General features: G+C 68.6%; 13 protein-coding genes and 1 pseudogene. 12 read left to right on the top strand and 2 right to left on the bottom strand.

All coding sequences use genetic code 11. The features are described 5' to 3' along the window. Positions 1 to 6: 6 nt before the first annotated feature. The 5 genes and pseudogenes from ACIBSW_RS14115 to ACIBSW_RS14135 form a co-directional block, all read left to right on the top strand. Positions 7 to 1530 (top strand): replication initiator, encoded by a 1524-nt coding sequence (locus ACIBSW_RS14115; protein ID WP_354717269.1) that lies wholly within the window; start codon positions 7 to 9, stop codon positions 1528 to 1530. Between the two features lie 205 nt (positions 1531 to 1735). Next, complete coding sequence (locus tag ACIBSW_RS14120; protein WP_354717267.1) at positions 1736 to 1933, top strand: helix-turn-helix domain-containing protein; 198 nt, start codon at positions 1736 to 1738, stop codon at positions 1931 to 1933. Continuing rightward, complete coding sequence (locus ACIBSW_RS14125) at positions 1933 to 3201, top strand: site-specific integrase (protein WP_354717265.1); 1269 nt, start codon at positions 1933 to 1935, stop codon at positions 3199 to 3201. The genes ACIBSW_RS14120 and ACIBSW_RS14125 overlap by 1 nt, the downstream gene beginning before the upstream one ends. Positions 3202 to 3800: 599 nt before the next feature. Then, positions 3801 to 4319: a monooxygenase family protein gene (locus ACIBSW_RS14130; RefSeq protein WP_354717263.1), complete on the top strand. Its 519-nt coding sequence runs from the start codon at positions 3801 to 3803 to the stop codon at positions 4317 to 4319. 198 nt (positions 4320 to 4517) lie between these two features. After that, positions 4518 to 4848 (top strand): annotated as a pseudogene (locus ACIBSW_RS14135) (ASCH domain-containing protein); the annotation flags it as partial. A 537-nt stretch (positions 4849 to 5385) separates the two neighbouring features. Here ACIBSW_RS14135 and ACIBSW_RS14140 read toward each other — a convergent pair. Next, positions 5386 to 5736 (bottom strand): hypothetical protein, encoded by a 351-nt coding sequence (locus ACIBSW_RS14140; RefSeq protein ID WP_354717261.1) that lies wholly within the window; start codon positions 5734 to 5736, stop codon positions 5386 to 5388. A gap of 340 nt (positions 5737 to 6076) precedes the next feature. On the opposite strand from ACIBSW_RS14140, the gene ACIBSW_RS14145 reads away from it, so the two are divergent. The 6 genes from ACIBSW_RS14145 (at position 6077) to ACIBSW_RS14170 (ending at position 11201) form a co-directional block, all read left to right on the top strand. Next, positions 6077 to 6205, top strand: a complete 129-nt coding sequence (locus tag ACIBSW_RS14145) for a hypothetical protein (RefSeq protein WP_354717259.1) — start codon at positions 6077 to 6079, stop codon at positions 6203 to 6205. Positions 6206 to 6328: 123 nt separating this feature from the next. Beyond that, positions 6329 to 6973, top strand: coding sequence for a hypothetical protein (locus tag ACIBSW_RS14150; RefSeq protein WP_354717257.1), 645 nt, complete (start codon positions 6329 to 6331; stop codon positions 6971 to 6973). Between the two features lie 675 nt (positions 6974 to 7648). Then, on the top strand, positions 7649 to 8701 hold the full coding sequence (locus ACIBSW_RS14155; RefSeq protein WP_404799357.1) for a type I glyceraldehyde-3-phosphate dehydrogenase: 1053 nt from the start codon (positions 7649 to 7651) through the stop codon (positions 8699 to 8701). Positions 8702 to 8711: 10 nt separating this feature from the next. Next, positions 8712 to 9626, top strand: a complete 915-nt coding sequence (locus ACIBSW_RS14160; protein WP_354717254.1) for a serine/threonine dehydratase — start codon at positions 8712 to 8714, stop codon at positions 9624 to 9626. A gap of 262 nt (positions 9627 to 9888) precedes the next feature. Further along, the gene (ribA, locus tag ACIBSW_RS14165; protein ID WP_354717253.1) at positions 9889 to 10503 is read left to right on the top strand and encodes a GTP cyclohydrolase II; all 615 of its coding nucleotides are present in this window, start codon (positions 9889 to 9891) and stop codon (positions 10501 to 10503) included. An 80-nt stretch (positions 10504 to 10583) separates the two neighbouring features. Further along, the gene (locus ACIBSW_RS14170; RefSeq protein ID WP_354717251.1) at positions 10584 to 11201 is read left to right on the top strand and encodes a M15 family metallopeptidase; all 618 of its coding nucleotides are present in this window, start codon (positions 10584 to 10586) and stop codon (positions 11199 to 11201) included. A gap of 4 nt (positions 11202 to 11205) precedes the next feature. Here ACIBSW_RS14170 and ACIBSW_RS14175 read toward each other — a convergent pair whose 3' ends face one another. Then, positions 11206 to 11997, bottom strand: coding sequence for a methyltransferase domain-containing protein (locus tag ACIBSW_RS14175; protein WP_354717297.1), 792 nt, complete (start codon positions 11995 to 11997; stop codon positions 11206 to 11208). Positions 11998 to 12139: 142 nt separating this feature from the next. Here ACIBSW_RS14175 and ACIBSW_RS14180 point away from each other — a divergent pair, with 142 nt between their 5' ends. Beyond that, positions 12140 to 13162, top strand: coding sequence for an aspartate-semialdehyde dehydrogenase (locus tag ACIBSW_RS14180; RefSeq protein ID WP_354717250.1), 1023 nt, complete (start codon positions 12140 to 12142; stop codon positions 13160 to 13162). Positions 13163 to 13264: the final 102 nt, after the last annotated feature.

Genomic DNA, 13264 nt, shown 5'->3' on the forward strand with positions numbered 1-13264 from the left:
GATGTTGTGGGTACGGGGGAGAACGCCGAGAAGACCTGGCCCTGGGTCACCCGCACCCCGGCCGCTCCGCACCCGGACACCCGCCTCGGCTTCGACCTCGGCGAGGTCATCACCGCCCGCCGCCGTGTCGCCTCCGGCGAGTTTCCCGAGTGGCTCGATCACGTCAGCGCGGCCGCCGCCTGCACCCGCCCGATCCGGCTGTCCGGCAGCATCGACGTGAAGAACCCCGACGGTTCGTTGTTGCACTCGATCGACACGGACTCGATGCCCGACGGCGTCATCTACACCCCGTGCGGGAACCGCCGCGCCGCAGTGTGCCCGTCCTGTGCTGAGGTCTACCGCCGGGACACGTACCAGATCATTCGAGCCGGGCTGGAAGGCAACCGGTACGGGCTGCCCCCGCTCGATCAGCACATGGCCGTGTTCCTCACCGCCACCGCACCCTCGTTCGGGCCGGTCCACCACCGCGTCGTCAAGACCCATGCCGCGGACTGCCGCACCAAGGACGGCTGCACCTGCCGCCCCGCCGTGTGCCGGCCGTTCGGCAAACCCTGCCCGCACGGGGCTCAGATGCGCTGCACCGCTCGGCACAAGAGCACCGATCCCACGCTCGGCACACCGTTCTGCCTGGACTGCTACGACCACGACGCCCAGGTCGTGTGGAACAACCAGGCCCCCGAACTGTGGCGGCGCACCATCCAGGAATTCGACCGGGAACTGGCCCGTCTCGGCAAACGCCTCGGGACCACGCTGCGCCGCCAGTACCACAAGGTCTACGAGTTTCAGGTCCGTGGCGTCATCCACTACCACGCCCTGATCCGCCTCGACGGCTACCACCCGGACTGCCCGACCGCGATCGTCCCCGCCGACCGGGCCGTCACCCGCGACATGTTCGCCGGACTCCTGCGCCACGCCTTCGCCACCACCGCCTACACCAGCCCAGCCCACCCCGACCACGACGACAAGGGCTGGCCGATCGGCTGGGGCGACCCCGACAAGGGCCTCGACATCCGGCACGTCAACACCACCGGCGACGGCGTCAGCCTCGCCCAGGTCACCGCGTACATCGCCAAGTACGTCACCAAAAGCACCGAAGCCACCGGGCAGATCTACCGCCGCATCGACGATCTGACCATCGAGCTGCACGCGACCGAGGACACCCACCTCGGCCGTCTGATCCGCGCCTGCTGGAACCTTGGCACCGCCGACGGCTGGCACCGGCTACGTCGTTGGGCACACCAGTACGGCTGCGGCGGCCACATCAGCAGCAAATCGCGGGGCTTTTCCGTCACCTACAGCCTCAAACGGCTGGAACGCGCAATCTGGCGCCGCACCCAGGGCTTCCCACACCTGTGGGACGACGAGCAAGCCGATTTGGTCGTCTGCCGCCTCGGCTATCACGCCACCGGCTGGATCACCACCGGCGACGCCCTGCTCGCCAACTCCGCCGCCGACGCCGCCCGCCGACGGGCCACCGCTCGTGACTACGCCGACGACGAATCCGTCACGGCGCTACCCCTCGCTGCCTGACACGTACGTGTCAAACCATCGTTCCTTGACAAATCCACAGCGGTAATGACCCTCTCGGCCCCAACCGATCCGAAGGAGATCGTTATGACCCAACCGAACTCGTCACCTGAGGGTGGCCCGGTGAATCTGCCAGGCCATCTGCCGCGTCAGTACCACCCCGCAGAGATCCGCGCGTGTACTTCACCGTCACGCCGAAAGGAGATGGATGACCAACCCAACCACCCTCAATGAGGGCCTTTGGCACATCGAGCAAGCCTCTGCCTACCTAGGCGTTCCGGTCGGAACCCTCTACGCCTGGCGCAAGCGCCGCTACGGCCCGCCAGCTGGCCGTGTCGGGAGACACCTTCGCTACGACCCCGAGGAAGTCCGCCAATGGTTCCGCGACCAGCAGGAGGCGGCGTAATGGGGCATGTGGAGGACCGCTGGTTCAAGACCGTGCAGCGACCCGACGGCAAAAACGTGCGGGTCAAGACTGGCCTGTATGGCGTGGGTCTGCGGTACCGAGTCCGATACATCGACCCTGCTACCGGTCGTGAGCGTAAGAAGTCGTTTCCTGATCGAGCCAAGCGCGCTGCCGACGAGTACCTCATCTCCGTCGAGTCGGACAAGCTACGCGGGTCCTACATCGATCCAGCCGCCGGCCGAATGCTCTTCCGGGACTACGCCGAGACGTGGCTCCGCACGCGGCGTCTCGACGAATCCAGCCGTGAGGGCGTCGAGATACGGGTCCGGAAGCATCTCTACCCGTTTTTCGGGCACCGGGAGCTCTCGTCGATCAGGCCAGGGCTCATCCGCGAATGGGAGCGGGAGGTGGAGGACGTCATCGGACCTGGCACCCGTGCCGTGACGTTCACCCACCTCCGCACGATCCTTGGCGCGGCCGTCGACGACGAACGCATCGGCAAGAATCCGTGCTCGGCCAAATCCGTCGATCCGCCTCGTCCGATCGAGCGGAAGGTGGTGCCTTGGACGTTCGAACAGGTGCGCTCGATTCGAGCTGGAATACCCGCCCGCTATCAGCCGATGGTGGACATCGGTAGTGGCTGCGGCCTGCGGCAAGGGGAGATCCTGGGCCTCGCCGTTGAAGACGTGGATTTCTTGACCGGCTGGGTTCACGTTCGGCGGCAGGTAAAGAGGGTGCGATCCCGACTTGCCTTCGGGCTGCCGAAGAACGACAAGGAGCGACGGGTGCCGCTCTCCGACGCCCTGGCCGACATCCTGGCTCGACACATGGCAGCGGTACCGCCAGTCCCTGTGACGCTGCCGTGGGAGAACCCCCTCAAGGGAGAACCGGTCACCGCCACGCTGCTGTTCACGACAACGCGCAAGAACGCGATCAACCGGGGCGACTTCAACTCAGACGTCTGGCATCCGGCGCTGGAACAGGCCGGGATCGAGCGCAGCAGAGCAACCGGGATGCACGCGCTGCGGCACTTCTACGCCTCGGCTCTGCTGGACGCAGGGGAGACCATCAAGGCACTCGCCGCCTACCTGGGCCACGCCGATCCCGGCTTCACCTTGCGCACCTACACGCACATCATGCCGGCCAGTGAGGACCGCGCGAGGAAGGCGATCGACGCCCTGTTCGGCAAACCGCAGAGGCCGGTCACGCCCTGGCCGCGCCCTGGACGGCGTTGGAAGCGACGCTTCCGCAGCTCACAGCCAGTCTGAGCAGCAGAATCCGGCGTACAGGTCGACTCGTCCGTCGCCTTCCTGGTCAGAGCCCTGATCATGGGCTCTGACCAGGTGTTTCTCTGGTTACCAGTGGCCGCCGGAGGCTTCGGCGGCCGGCGAGAGCGTTGGTACGGGCGCAAGCGACGGGAACTCCCGGTGTCCGTCGCCCGATCGCCCGTCTGTGCGGCACCGGGATTGCAGCCGTTCGCGAGCGTACGGCAGGACCGCTGCCGCCCCCTATCGTCGTTCGGCCGTTGTAGGGCACTGTCCGTCCGAGCCCGGCATCTGCCGCAAGTCGGCTGCTGCCGGGCTTCGGCGTGTCCGCCTGACCTCGCCGCGTCCGCTGCCGGGTCGCGCCGGGAGCGAAGCGGCAGGGCGCGAACGGCCGGCGAAGCGGCTGCGCGCGGCCCGGAGGACCGCATTGAAGACGTTCAAAAGTGCTGCACACGATGGGCCGATCCGCCGACTTCGGCCTGCTCGGCAAGTGGTAAGTCATGGGCGGGCTGGGAGCTGACCGAGAAGGCCGTGCGCATCAAGTAGATGGTCGGTGCGCGGCCCTACCATCGGAGGATCCCCGACCTGAAGGAGATCCGGCGATGCTGAGCCGCGTCAATCGAGAGACCGTCGACCTGTCGTCCTATCCCGACCTGGTGGTGGTCTATCTGGGTATGCGTGTCAACCGGCTCTACGGCCTGCGCACCCTGATGGCCCGCGGCCCGCGGATCAGCCCGTCGGACGAAAAGCCGGAAGGGCTGCTCGCGCACGAGCCGCTCCTCTGGTCGTTGTTCCCCATGCACCTCGGCATCCGCCAGTACTGGCGGGACCTACCCACGCTGCTGGCCTGGGCCCGCTCCGAGCCGCACCGCCTGTGGTGGCGCGACTTCCTGCGCGACAGCGGCGGCACCGGCTTCTGGCACGAGACCTACCTGCTGCGCGGCGGCATGGAGGCGGTCTACGACGACATCCCGCAGCGCCGCGGCTTCGCATCCTTCGCCCCGGTACACCCGGCCCGCGGCGCGATGTTCAGCTCGGCCGCGCGGGTCGGTCGCCCGGAGGACGACATCGCCCCGGTCGTCACCGAGGACGACCTCTACACCCCCGGGACCGCGCACTAGGTTCTGTCTCTTTGCGGCCAAGGATGAGATCGCGGAGGTGGCATGGTGCGATCGGACGAGGCTCGCGGCCCGCACTCCATATCCGCTGTACGGTCCAGTCGAGGACTAACTCGACGACCGCCTTCAGCCCGGAGCGCCACAGACCGGGTGACCAGCTGGGTGAACGAGCGCCTATCAACACGGACGACCACGAACGTTAAGACCGCTACCACCGGACTGCTCCGGGACTATGAGATCGACGGCGAACCGCTTCCGGTCGTGGGCACGCGAGCGGCCGTGCTGGATTCCACCGCCTGCCAGGTCGCTGTAAGCGAGCTGACCGACGTGCGTGTCTGTCGACTCGGCGATGTCGATAACACCACGCCCGCGACGAGGGCGAAGGAAACGACTCGGTTGCCGCCTGGCGAGCCGAGCACGAGGACTACTGGCATGGATCGGACTACCGCGGCTGGATCGGCGACCCCGACTTCACCGTGGACGATGCAACGCGGCTGCGCTGAAACGGTTCCGCGTCGTTTCCCTGCTCTGACCTCAGACGGGCCAGACCGGGGACCCTCGGCGAGGGTTCAGCTCGATCCTGTCATCTCGGCTAATCCGGGCGCTCCAACATCCACGGCGCTCTCCAGAACAAAGGGCCTCGCGTATCTCCTGACGAAGATGTTGTTGATGATTTGCCGAGTCTTGCCTGTTCAAGCTTTCTGTACATCCCTCAAGCGGCGCCGGGCGGGCCGCTCACTCCGTTGCCCAGGGCGTCATGGTCGCCCGGCCGGGAGCTGGCCGGGCGGCCATGCCAACGTCCGACAACAGTCGTGCAGAGCGAATCGGGCCGCAGCGACGACAGGTCCGTAGGTGGTTGGGTTCGGGTGTTGGTCGGCTGCCGACCGGGGCGGCCTGGGCGACGCGGCCAGGGGGCGCGTTGAGGGCAGCCAGGAAGGCCGAACGCAGCGCCGACGCACCTGAACGCCAGGTGACCGATGGTCTCCGGACCAGCGCTGCCGCAGCCGCCGCTCAGCCATCGTTGTTCCGTACCACATCGAGGCCAACTGCTACGTAGGATGAAAGCGGCTCAGGGCTGGAGCGTTCGGGCGAGTTCTCCCGTGGCGTCGTACAGCTCGATTTCGTAGTCGATGCCGAGCGAGCGGAAGGTGTCAGCCAGCTCGTCAACGCGGGCCGGAGCCACCACGCCGGCAAACTTCCGCATTCCTCCGGAATTGAGGAGGTTGATCTGGCACCACCCGCATTCGACCTCGTACTCATCCCATGCCGACTTGCGGGCGCCCCATCCCAGTTTCGTGAATGCGCGTGCGAGCGATTCCAGGTGCGAGGCGTTGTGCAGGAGGCCGTAAACGTTGTTGTCCAAGGCGGCGAGGTCGGCGTCGAGGCGAGGACCGGGGGTGCCACCTGAAGCGATCGACATACTCGGAACCCCTTGATGGCTTGTTCGTGCCACCCGGCAGCCTATGCACGGAGCCGGCAGACCGCGCCATGATTCTCGATGTTTCTGCCTACGACTGGTGAAGCTCCGCGTGCCCAGGCGCCGGGTCGGATACCGTGATCCGCCCGAGCGCGATGTTGGCATCGCTCGACGGCTGGGGGCCGCGGGCGCTGCGGAACCATGAAGGAGTCACGTGAGCCTGTCGCGTCATCCGCATCCCGTCGATCGACCTGTACTTCCGATTCTCATGATCGCTTTTGTCGTGCTCGCTGCGCTCGGAGCGTTGGGCTGGAACGGAGGCGGGGGTCCGGCGACTGCCGTCATGACCGTCGGATCGGCTGCGAGCTTCGTGGTCCTGCTCGCGATCTATTGGACCGGCTGGGTGGTACGAGGACACGTGCTCTGGCTTGAGGAGCGGGCGACCTCCGGCGGTGAGCCGCCAACCACCTGATCGGAACCAGCCGGGGTTACGGCGATCGCCGACGGCCGGGTGGGGTTCGGGGTGTCAAGGATCGGACGGGAAGCGGGCCGTACGTTCGTTGACGTTGCGTTGTGTTCCTCGCACGCTGTTGCTATGGCTCTCTTCCGAACGCGCCGGGCTGAGCAGCGGGTCGCCGCCGTCGACGCGTACCAGTTTCCGAGCAGCGTCCGGCATCGTCTCGCCACCGGGTACCAGGATCTGAGCGCCGATGACATCCACACCGTTGAGGCGGGCGCCCGGCAGTGGTTCCGGCTCGCCGCCCGGAACCCCCGGGCCCGGCTCTCCATGCCGTCCGTCGTCGTCGACGATCTCTGGCATGAGCTGGTGCTGCACACGCGGGACTACGCGGCGTTCTGTGATGTCGCGTTCGGGCGCTTCCTGCACCATGTGCCCGAGTCGGCGATGAGCGCCGACGGTGCCGCGGCGAACCAGTCGACCGCGCTGCGGGACACCTTCCGCATGGCGCAGCAGGACGAGGGCTGTGAGCCGGCGCAGTTGCCGCTGCTGTTCCGCATCGACCGGGATCTCGCCGTCCCGGGCGGTCGGCACTACCTGGCCGACTGCGGTGGCCGGGGGGTCTGTCACGAGCTGAAGGGCACCACCTGCCTGCAGCACCTCGGCGGCCTGGGTCGGCGGCCCGGTGGCGGGTGGAACTTCTCGCGTCGGGACGGCGGGGCGGCGCAGGCCGACGCCGGCGGTTGCGGTGGCTGCGGCGGTGGTGGCTGCGGCGGCGGCTGATCGGAGCGCGCGCCGGCCGCGGCGATGATGATTCAGCCGATCGCGGAGTTGTCGGGCAATCCGTCCGTCACGGTTCCGGATGACGTTCGGTATGACTGGGCGTGAACTACCCGTTGTGGGTGTTGACAACGGGGGCCTGAATCTTTTGTCGGCATATGTTTCGAACGGCAGAATGAATGGTCGGCGACGCATTGGACCATCGAAAGTGCGGATGATCGGAATCGGGCCTCGGGTACTCGCCTCCGTGCGGGAGCCCGGCCGCCGCCGCCGGGGCGGTGTGCCATCCTCGCAGGTCCGGCCGCGCGGACACCGTCCGGTATGGAGGCGGCCGTCGCACCCTGTGCCGGTGCGGCCGGTGTGTCCCGGACCGGCGGGTGTGCGACTACTCAGCGGTGCGGTGCAAGCCCTGCCTGCGATTCTCTCGACATAGTGATATTCGCAGGTCGGCGGCGTTGTCCGGAGGGGAGTATCCCATTGAGTACACTGCTCGGCCAGCCCGCCGTCGTCGCGGGGCACACTGTGAGTATCCACTCTGAGCAGTTTGGTTGACGTGCAAGTTGCACACTCATAGTGTCTGGAGAGTGACGGCTAGTGTTTGCTGGCGCGACGCCTCCACGTTCGCGTCACGGGTACGTCTGTCGACCATCCGGCCATAGGGAGATCTTGGTGAGTGTCGTGATCGGCATCAACGGTTTCGGTCGGATCGGGCGGAGCGTTATGCGCATCCTGGGTGCCGAATCGGATATCGGAATCACGGTGGCCGCCATTAACGACATTGCTCCGGTGGACCGATTGGCGTACGCGCTGAAACGCGACAGTCTGCGCGGGCGATTCGGCGGAACGGTCGCCGCGGGCGCCGGTCAGTTGATTGTTAACAACCGTCCGATATGGGCGTTCAATGAGTCGCAGCCGGGGCGCATTCCGTGGGCGGACGCGGGCGTCGACGTGGTCATCGAGGCCACCGGGCGGTTCCGCGACGGCGGCAGCGCGCGCGGCCACATCACCGGGGGCGGCGCCCGCAAGGTCGTCATCAGCGCCTCGGCGGACAACCCCGACGCCGTGCTGGTCTACGGCGCCAACCATGAGCGGTACGACCCGCTCCTGCATCACGTCATCTCGCCGGCCTCCTGCGGGGTGAACGCGCTGTCGGTGCTGGCGAAGGTGCTGCTCGACCGGTTCGGCCTGCGCTCGGTGCACACCTCGGTGGTGCTGGCGGTGCAGGGGTGGCAGAAGGCGCAGGACGCGATGATCGGCTCGTCGCGCGAGGATCCCCGGCTGGGCCGGGCCACCGCCGAGAGCATCATCCCGCACAACCACGTCGCCGGTGACCTGCTCAGCGTCGCCTTACCGGAGCTGGGGAAGGTGCGCTACAGCTACTACTGCGTGCCGACGCCGATCGGCTCACTCGCCGAGCTGACCGGCTTCACCGACCGCCCGGTCAGCCGCGAGGAGGTCAACCGGGCCATGGCCGAGGCCGCGACCGGTCGCCTCGCCGGCGTGCTGGACTACGACCCGGACCCCACGGTCTCCATCGACGTCCGGGACAACCCGGCGTCCTGCCTCTTCGACCCGTCCGGCACGCAGACCAGCGCCGACGGCGGCGTGCAGGTGCGCGGCTGGTTCGACAACGAGTGGGGCTTCTCGCACCGCCTGCTGGATCTGGCGCGCCTGGTGGGGGAACGTGAGGCCGTTCCGGTGGGTGCCCCGTACCGGTTCGGCGTCGTGTAGAACGGATCGGGTGACACCCACCAGCGAAGTCGAGGCGGCGGCGCGACGGATCGCCGGCCGGGTCCGGCGCACGCCGTTGCTGCGGGACTCGCCGGCCCTCCTGAAGCTTGAGTTCCTGCAGCACGCGGGCTCCTTCAAGACCCGCGGCATGTTCAACAAGATTCTCGTCGCGGCGGAGCGGGGCCTGCCGGCCGCGGGCGTGATCGCCGCGTCCGGCGGCAACGCCGGCCTCGCGGCGGCATACGCCGCCCGGGAGCTGGGCGTGCCGGCCGAGATCTACGTGCCGGTCACGACCCCGCCGGTCAAGGTCGCGAAGCTGGGCAAGCTCGGCGCGCGGGTCGTCCAGGTCGGCGACGAGTACGCGGAGGCGTACGCGGCCGCGGCCGTGCGGGCGGAGGTCAGCGGCGCGCTGTTCTGCCACGCGTACGACGATCCGGACATGGTCGCGGGCAACGGGACCCTGGGCCTGGAGCTGCTGGAGCAGGCGCCGGACGGCTTCGACACCGTGCTCGTCGCGGTCGGCGGCGGCGGCCTGGTGGCCGGCCTCGCGGCAGCCCTGCGCGGGCGGGCCCGCGTCGTCGCGGTCGAGCCGTACGCCGCGGCGACGCTGCACTCGGCGCTGGCGGCGGGCGGTCCCGTCGACGTCGGGGTCTCGGGCGTCGCGGTCGATTCGCTCGGTGCGCGGCGGGCGGGGACGATCGCGTACGAGACGGCGGCCGCCGAGCGGCTGCCGTGCGTGCTCGTCGAGGACCGGGCGATCGTCGAGGCCCGTCGTCAGCTGTGGGAGGACTACCGGGTCGCCGTCGAGCACGGCACCGCCGCCGCGCAGGCCGCGCTGAGCTCGGGTGCCTACGTGCCGGCCGAGGGTGAGCGGGTCGTCGTGCTGCTCTGCGGCGCGAACACGGATCCCGCCGATCTGGCCTGACATGGATCCCGCCGATCTGGCCCGCGTTACGCGCCTGGTCGGCCGAGTCCGCGGGGTCGGACGGCTGTTCATGCTGGTCGCGCACCTGTTTCGGCCCGAGACGGCCGCGCCCTCAAGGTCGGCGCGGGCTGGGCGGCGCGAACCGTCACGATCTTTGTCGGCTGTTCCTTGATCCGTTGTGACGTTTGGCTCGTGGTTCCTTTAACAAGTGCGGCGTATGGTGGATCACGCGCTTGAAGCGTCAAGTGCTTAGGGAGTTCTCATGTCTTTGGGTATTCGCAGCCGGGTCACCGTGCCGCTGAAGTTCGCGGACGGATACCGCACGACCGCCGAGGTCATCACCTTCGACGGCCTCACGGACGGCAAGGAGCACCTGGCGCTCGCCCTGGGTGACGCGTTCGGTGCCGAGGTGCCGCTGGTGCGCCCGCACTCCGAGTGCCTCACCGGGGACGTGCTCGGCTCCGAGCGCTGCGACTGCGGCCCTCAGCTGCGCGAGGCCGTCGAGCGGATCGCCGCCGCCGGCGGCTTCCTGCTCTACCTGCGCCAGGAGGGCCGGGGGATCGGGCTCTACGCCAAGCTCGACGCGTACGCGCTGCAGGACCTCGGCATGGACACGTACGAGGCGAACCGGGCACTCGGGCACGCCGACGACGAGCGGGACTACACCGCGGCCGCCCAGATGCTGACCGCCCTCGGGGTCGGCACCGTCGACCTGCTCACCAACAATCCGGACAAGCCGGCGCAGCTGCGCGACTCCGGCGTCGACGTGCGGACCGTGGTGCCGACCAAGGTGCACGCCTCGGACGCCAACGTGCGCTACCTGCAGGCCAAGGTGTCGCACACCGCGCACACCATCGACCTGCCGCTGGCCGTCTGAACCCCGGGTTTCCGCTCAGTCATCCCCGCACCGCGCCGATCGGTACTTGGACAAGCCGTCGAGCACGGAGGTTGTTCGTTTTGGGGATCGAGGCCGTCAACAGCCGGATCGCACAGATCCAGACCCGGATCATCGCGCTGCAGACTCAGCAGGCGACGGCGCCCAGGCAGGCATCGGCGACCACCTCCACGTCTGCCTCCACTTCTGCCTCGGGCAGCGCCTTCGCGACGGCGCTCGCGGACGCCATGGGTACCCAGTCGTCCGCGGGCGCCGCGAAGTCGTACTCGCTGAACAGCAAGGGAATCCCGACCGAGCTGGCCGGGTACGGCAACGGCAAGATCCCGGCGAGCGCCCTGGAGAAGGTCGGCAACACCGGCCACAAGCTCTGGGCGCCGGCGGCCGAGTCGCTGAACCGGATGATCTCCGACGCCAAGGCGCAGGGGGTGACGATCGGGATCACCGACTCGTACCGCTCGTACGACGAGCAGGTCGACGTCGCCCGGCGCAAGGGCCTCTACTCGCAGGGCGGGCTGGCGGCCAAGCCCGGCACCAGCGAGCACGGCTGGGGCATGGCCACCGACCTCGACCTCAACAACAAGGCGCAGGCGTGGATGCGGGCCAACGGCGAGAAGTACGGCTTCGTGGAGAACACCCCGCGCGAGCCGTGGCACTGGGCCTTCAAGCCGAAGTCGCTCTAAGGTCCTACACCCGGCAGATCAGCTCGCCGTGCAGCAGGGACATCCAGCCGTCGTCCTCCTCGGCCCAGTCCCGCCAGGCCCGGGAGATCCGTTCCAGATCCTGCCTCGTCGCGGCGTTCGTCCCGAGCGCGGTGCGGGCCAGGTCGGATTCGAGGACGCGCTCCGCCCACATGCCGCCCCACCAGCGCCGGTCCTGCTGCGTCGCGAAGCACCAGGTGCTCGACGTGGCGGTCACATCGGTCAGGCCGGCCGCGTGCGCCCAGGCGAGCAGGCGCCGGCCGGCGTCGGGCTCGCCGCCGTTGCCGCGCGCCACCCGCTGGTACAGGTCCAGCCACTCGTCCAGCTCCGGCCGCGCCGGGTACCAGGTGAAGGCCGCGTAGTCGCTGTCGCGTACCGCGATCAGGCCGCCGGGTTTCGTCACCCGGCGCATCTCGCGCAGCGCGGCGACCGGATCGGCGAGATGCTGCAGCACCTGATGGGCGTGCACCACGTCGAAGGTGTCGTCCGGGAAGTCGAGCGCGTGCACGTCGCCGACGACGAGGTCGACGTTGCCCAGCCCGCGGCGTTCGATCTCCGCGCGGGCCAGGTCGAGGGCCGCCCCGGTGACCTCGAGGGCGGTGACGCGCCCGGGTGTGACGAGAGTCGCCAGATCCGCGGTGATGGTGCCGGGCCCGCAGCCGACGTCCAGGAGGGTGTCGCCGGATTTCAGCCGCGGCAGCAGATGCGCCGCCGAATTTTCTGCGGTGCGCCAGCGGTGTGAGCGCAGGACCGATTCGTGATGCCCGTGGGTGTACACAGCAGCCATGTCATGACGCTACGTCCGTGTCCCGAATATCGGGAGAGAAATCTTGAATAGTAAGACGATGAGTCATCGGTGCTGGTCCGAGCCTTGGGATACCGAGTTTGTCCGCTGGAAGTCAGGCCGTAGTTTTATCCGCATGAGGATCGGCATCGTAGGCGCGACGGGACAGGTCGGTGGCGTCATGCGCCGGATCCTGGCCGAGCGCCGGTTCCCCGTAGACCAGCTCCGGCTCTTCGCCTCGGCCCGCTCCGCGGGCCGCACCCTCCCCTGGGGGGACGGCGAGGTGGCCGTCGAGGACGCCGCAACGGCCGACTACCGCGGACTGGACATCGTCCTGTTCTCGGCGGGCGGGGCGAGCTCCAAGGAGTACGCGCCGAGGGTCGCCGAGGCCGGCGCCGTCGTCATCGACAACTCGTCGGCGTTCCGGATGGACCCGGACGTCCCGCTGGTCGTGGCGGAGGTGAACCCGGACGCCATCGCGCGGCGCCCCAAGGGCATCATCGCCAACCCGAACTGCACCACGATGGCCGCGATGCCGGTGCTGCGCCCGCTGCACGACGAGGCCGAGCTGATCGCGCTCGTCGCCACGACCTACCAGGCGGTGTCCGGCGCCGGGCTGGCCGGCGTCGCCGAGCTCGACGAGCAGGTGAAGAAGGTCGCCGACCGCGCGACTGAGCTCGCGCACGACGGTGCCGCCGTGGAGTTCCCCGCGCCGCGCTCGTTCGCCCGGACCATCGCGTTCAACGTCCTGCCGCTGGCCGGCTCGATCGTCGACGACGGCCGCGGCGAGACCGACGAGGAGCAGAAGCTGCGCAACGAGAGCCGGAAGATCCTCGGCATCCCGGGACTCAAGGTGTCCGGCACCTGCGTGCGCGTGCCGGTCTTCACCGGCCATTCGCTGCAGGTGAACGCGCGCTTCGCCCGGCCGATCACGCCGGACCGCGCGCGGGAGCTGCTGGCCTCCGCGCCCGGCGTCGAGCTCTCCGACATCCCGACGCCGCTGCAGGCGGCCGGCCGCGACCCGACGTTCGTCGGCCGGATCCGCGCCGACGAGACCGTGGACAACGGGCTCGCGCTCTTCCTCTCCAACGACAACCTGCGCAAGGGCGCGGCCCTCAACGCGGTCCAGGTGGCGGAACTGGTCGCCGCGGCGCTCTGAGGCAAGGGTTCGACGACCCGCTCCACCCGATGGGGGGAGCGGGTTTGTCGTTCCTTCGGGGGGTATTTCCGACACTCCACTATGGAAAAAAAGGGCTTTTTG

Origin of the sequence: Actinoplanes sp. NPDC049668, from assembly GCF_044465445.1 — a bacterium.
Lineage (GTDB): Bacteria > Actinomycetota > Actinomycetes > Mycobacteriales > Micromonosporaceae > Actinoplanes.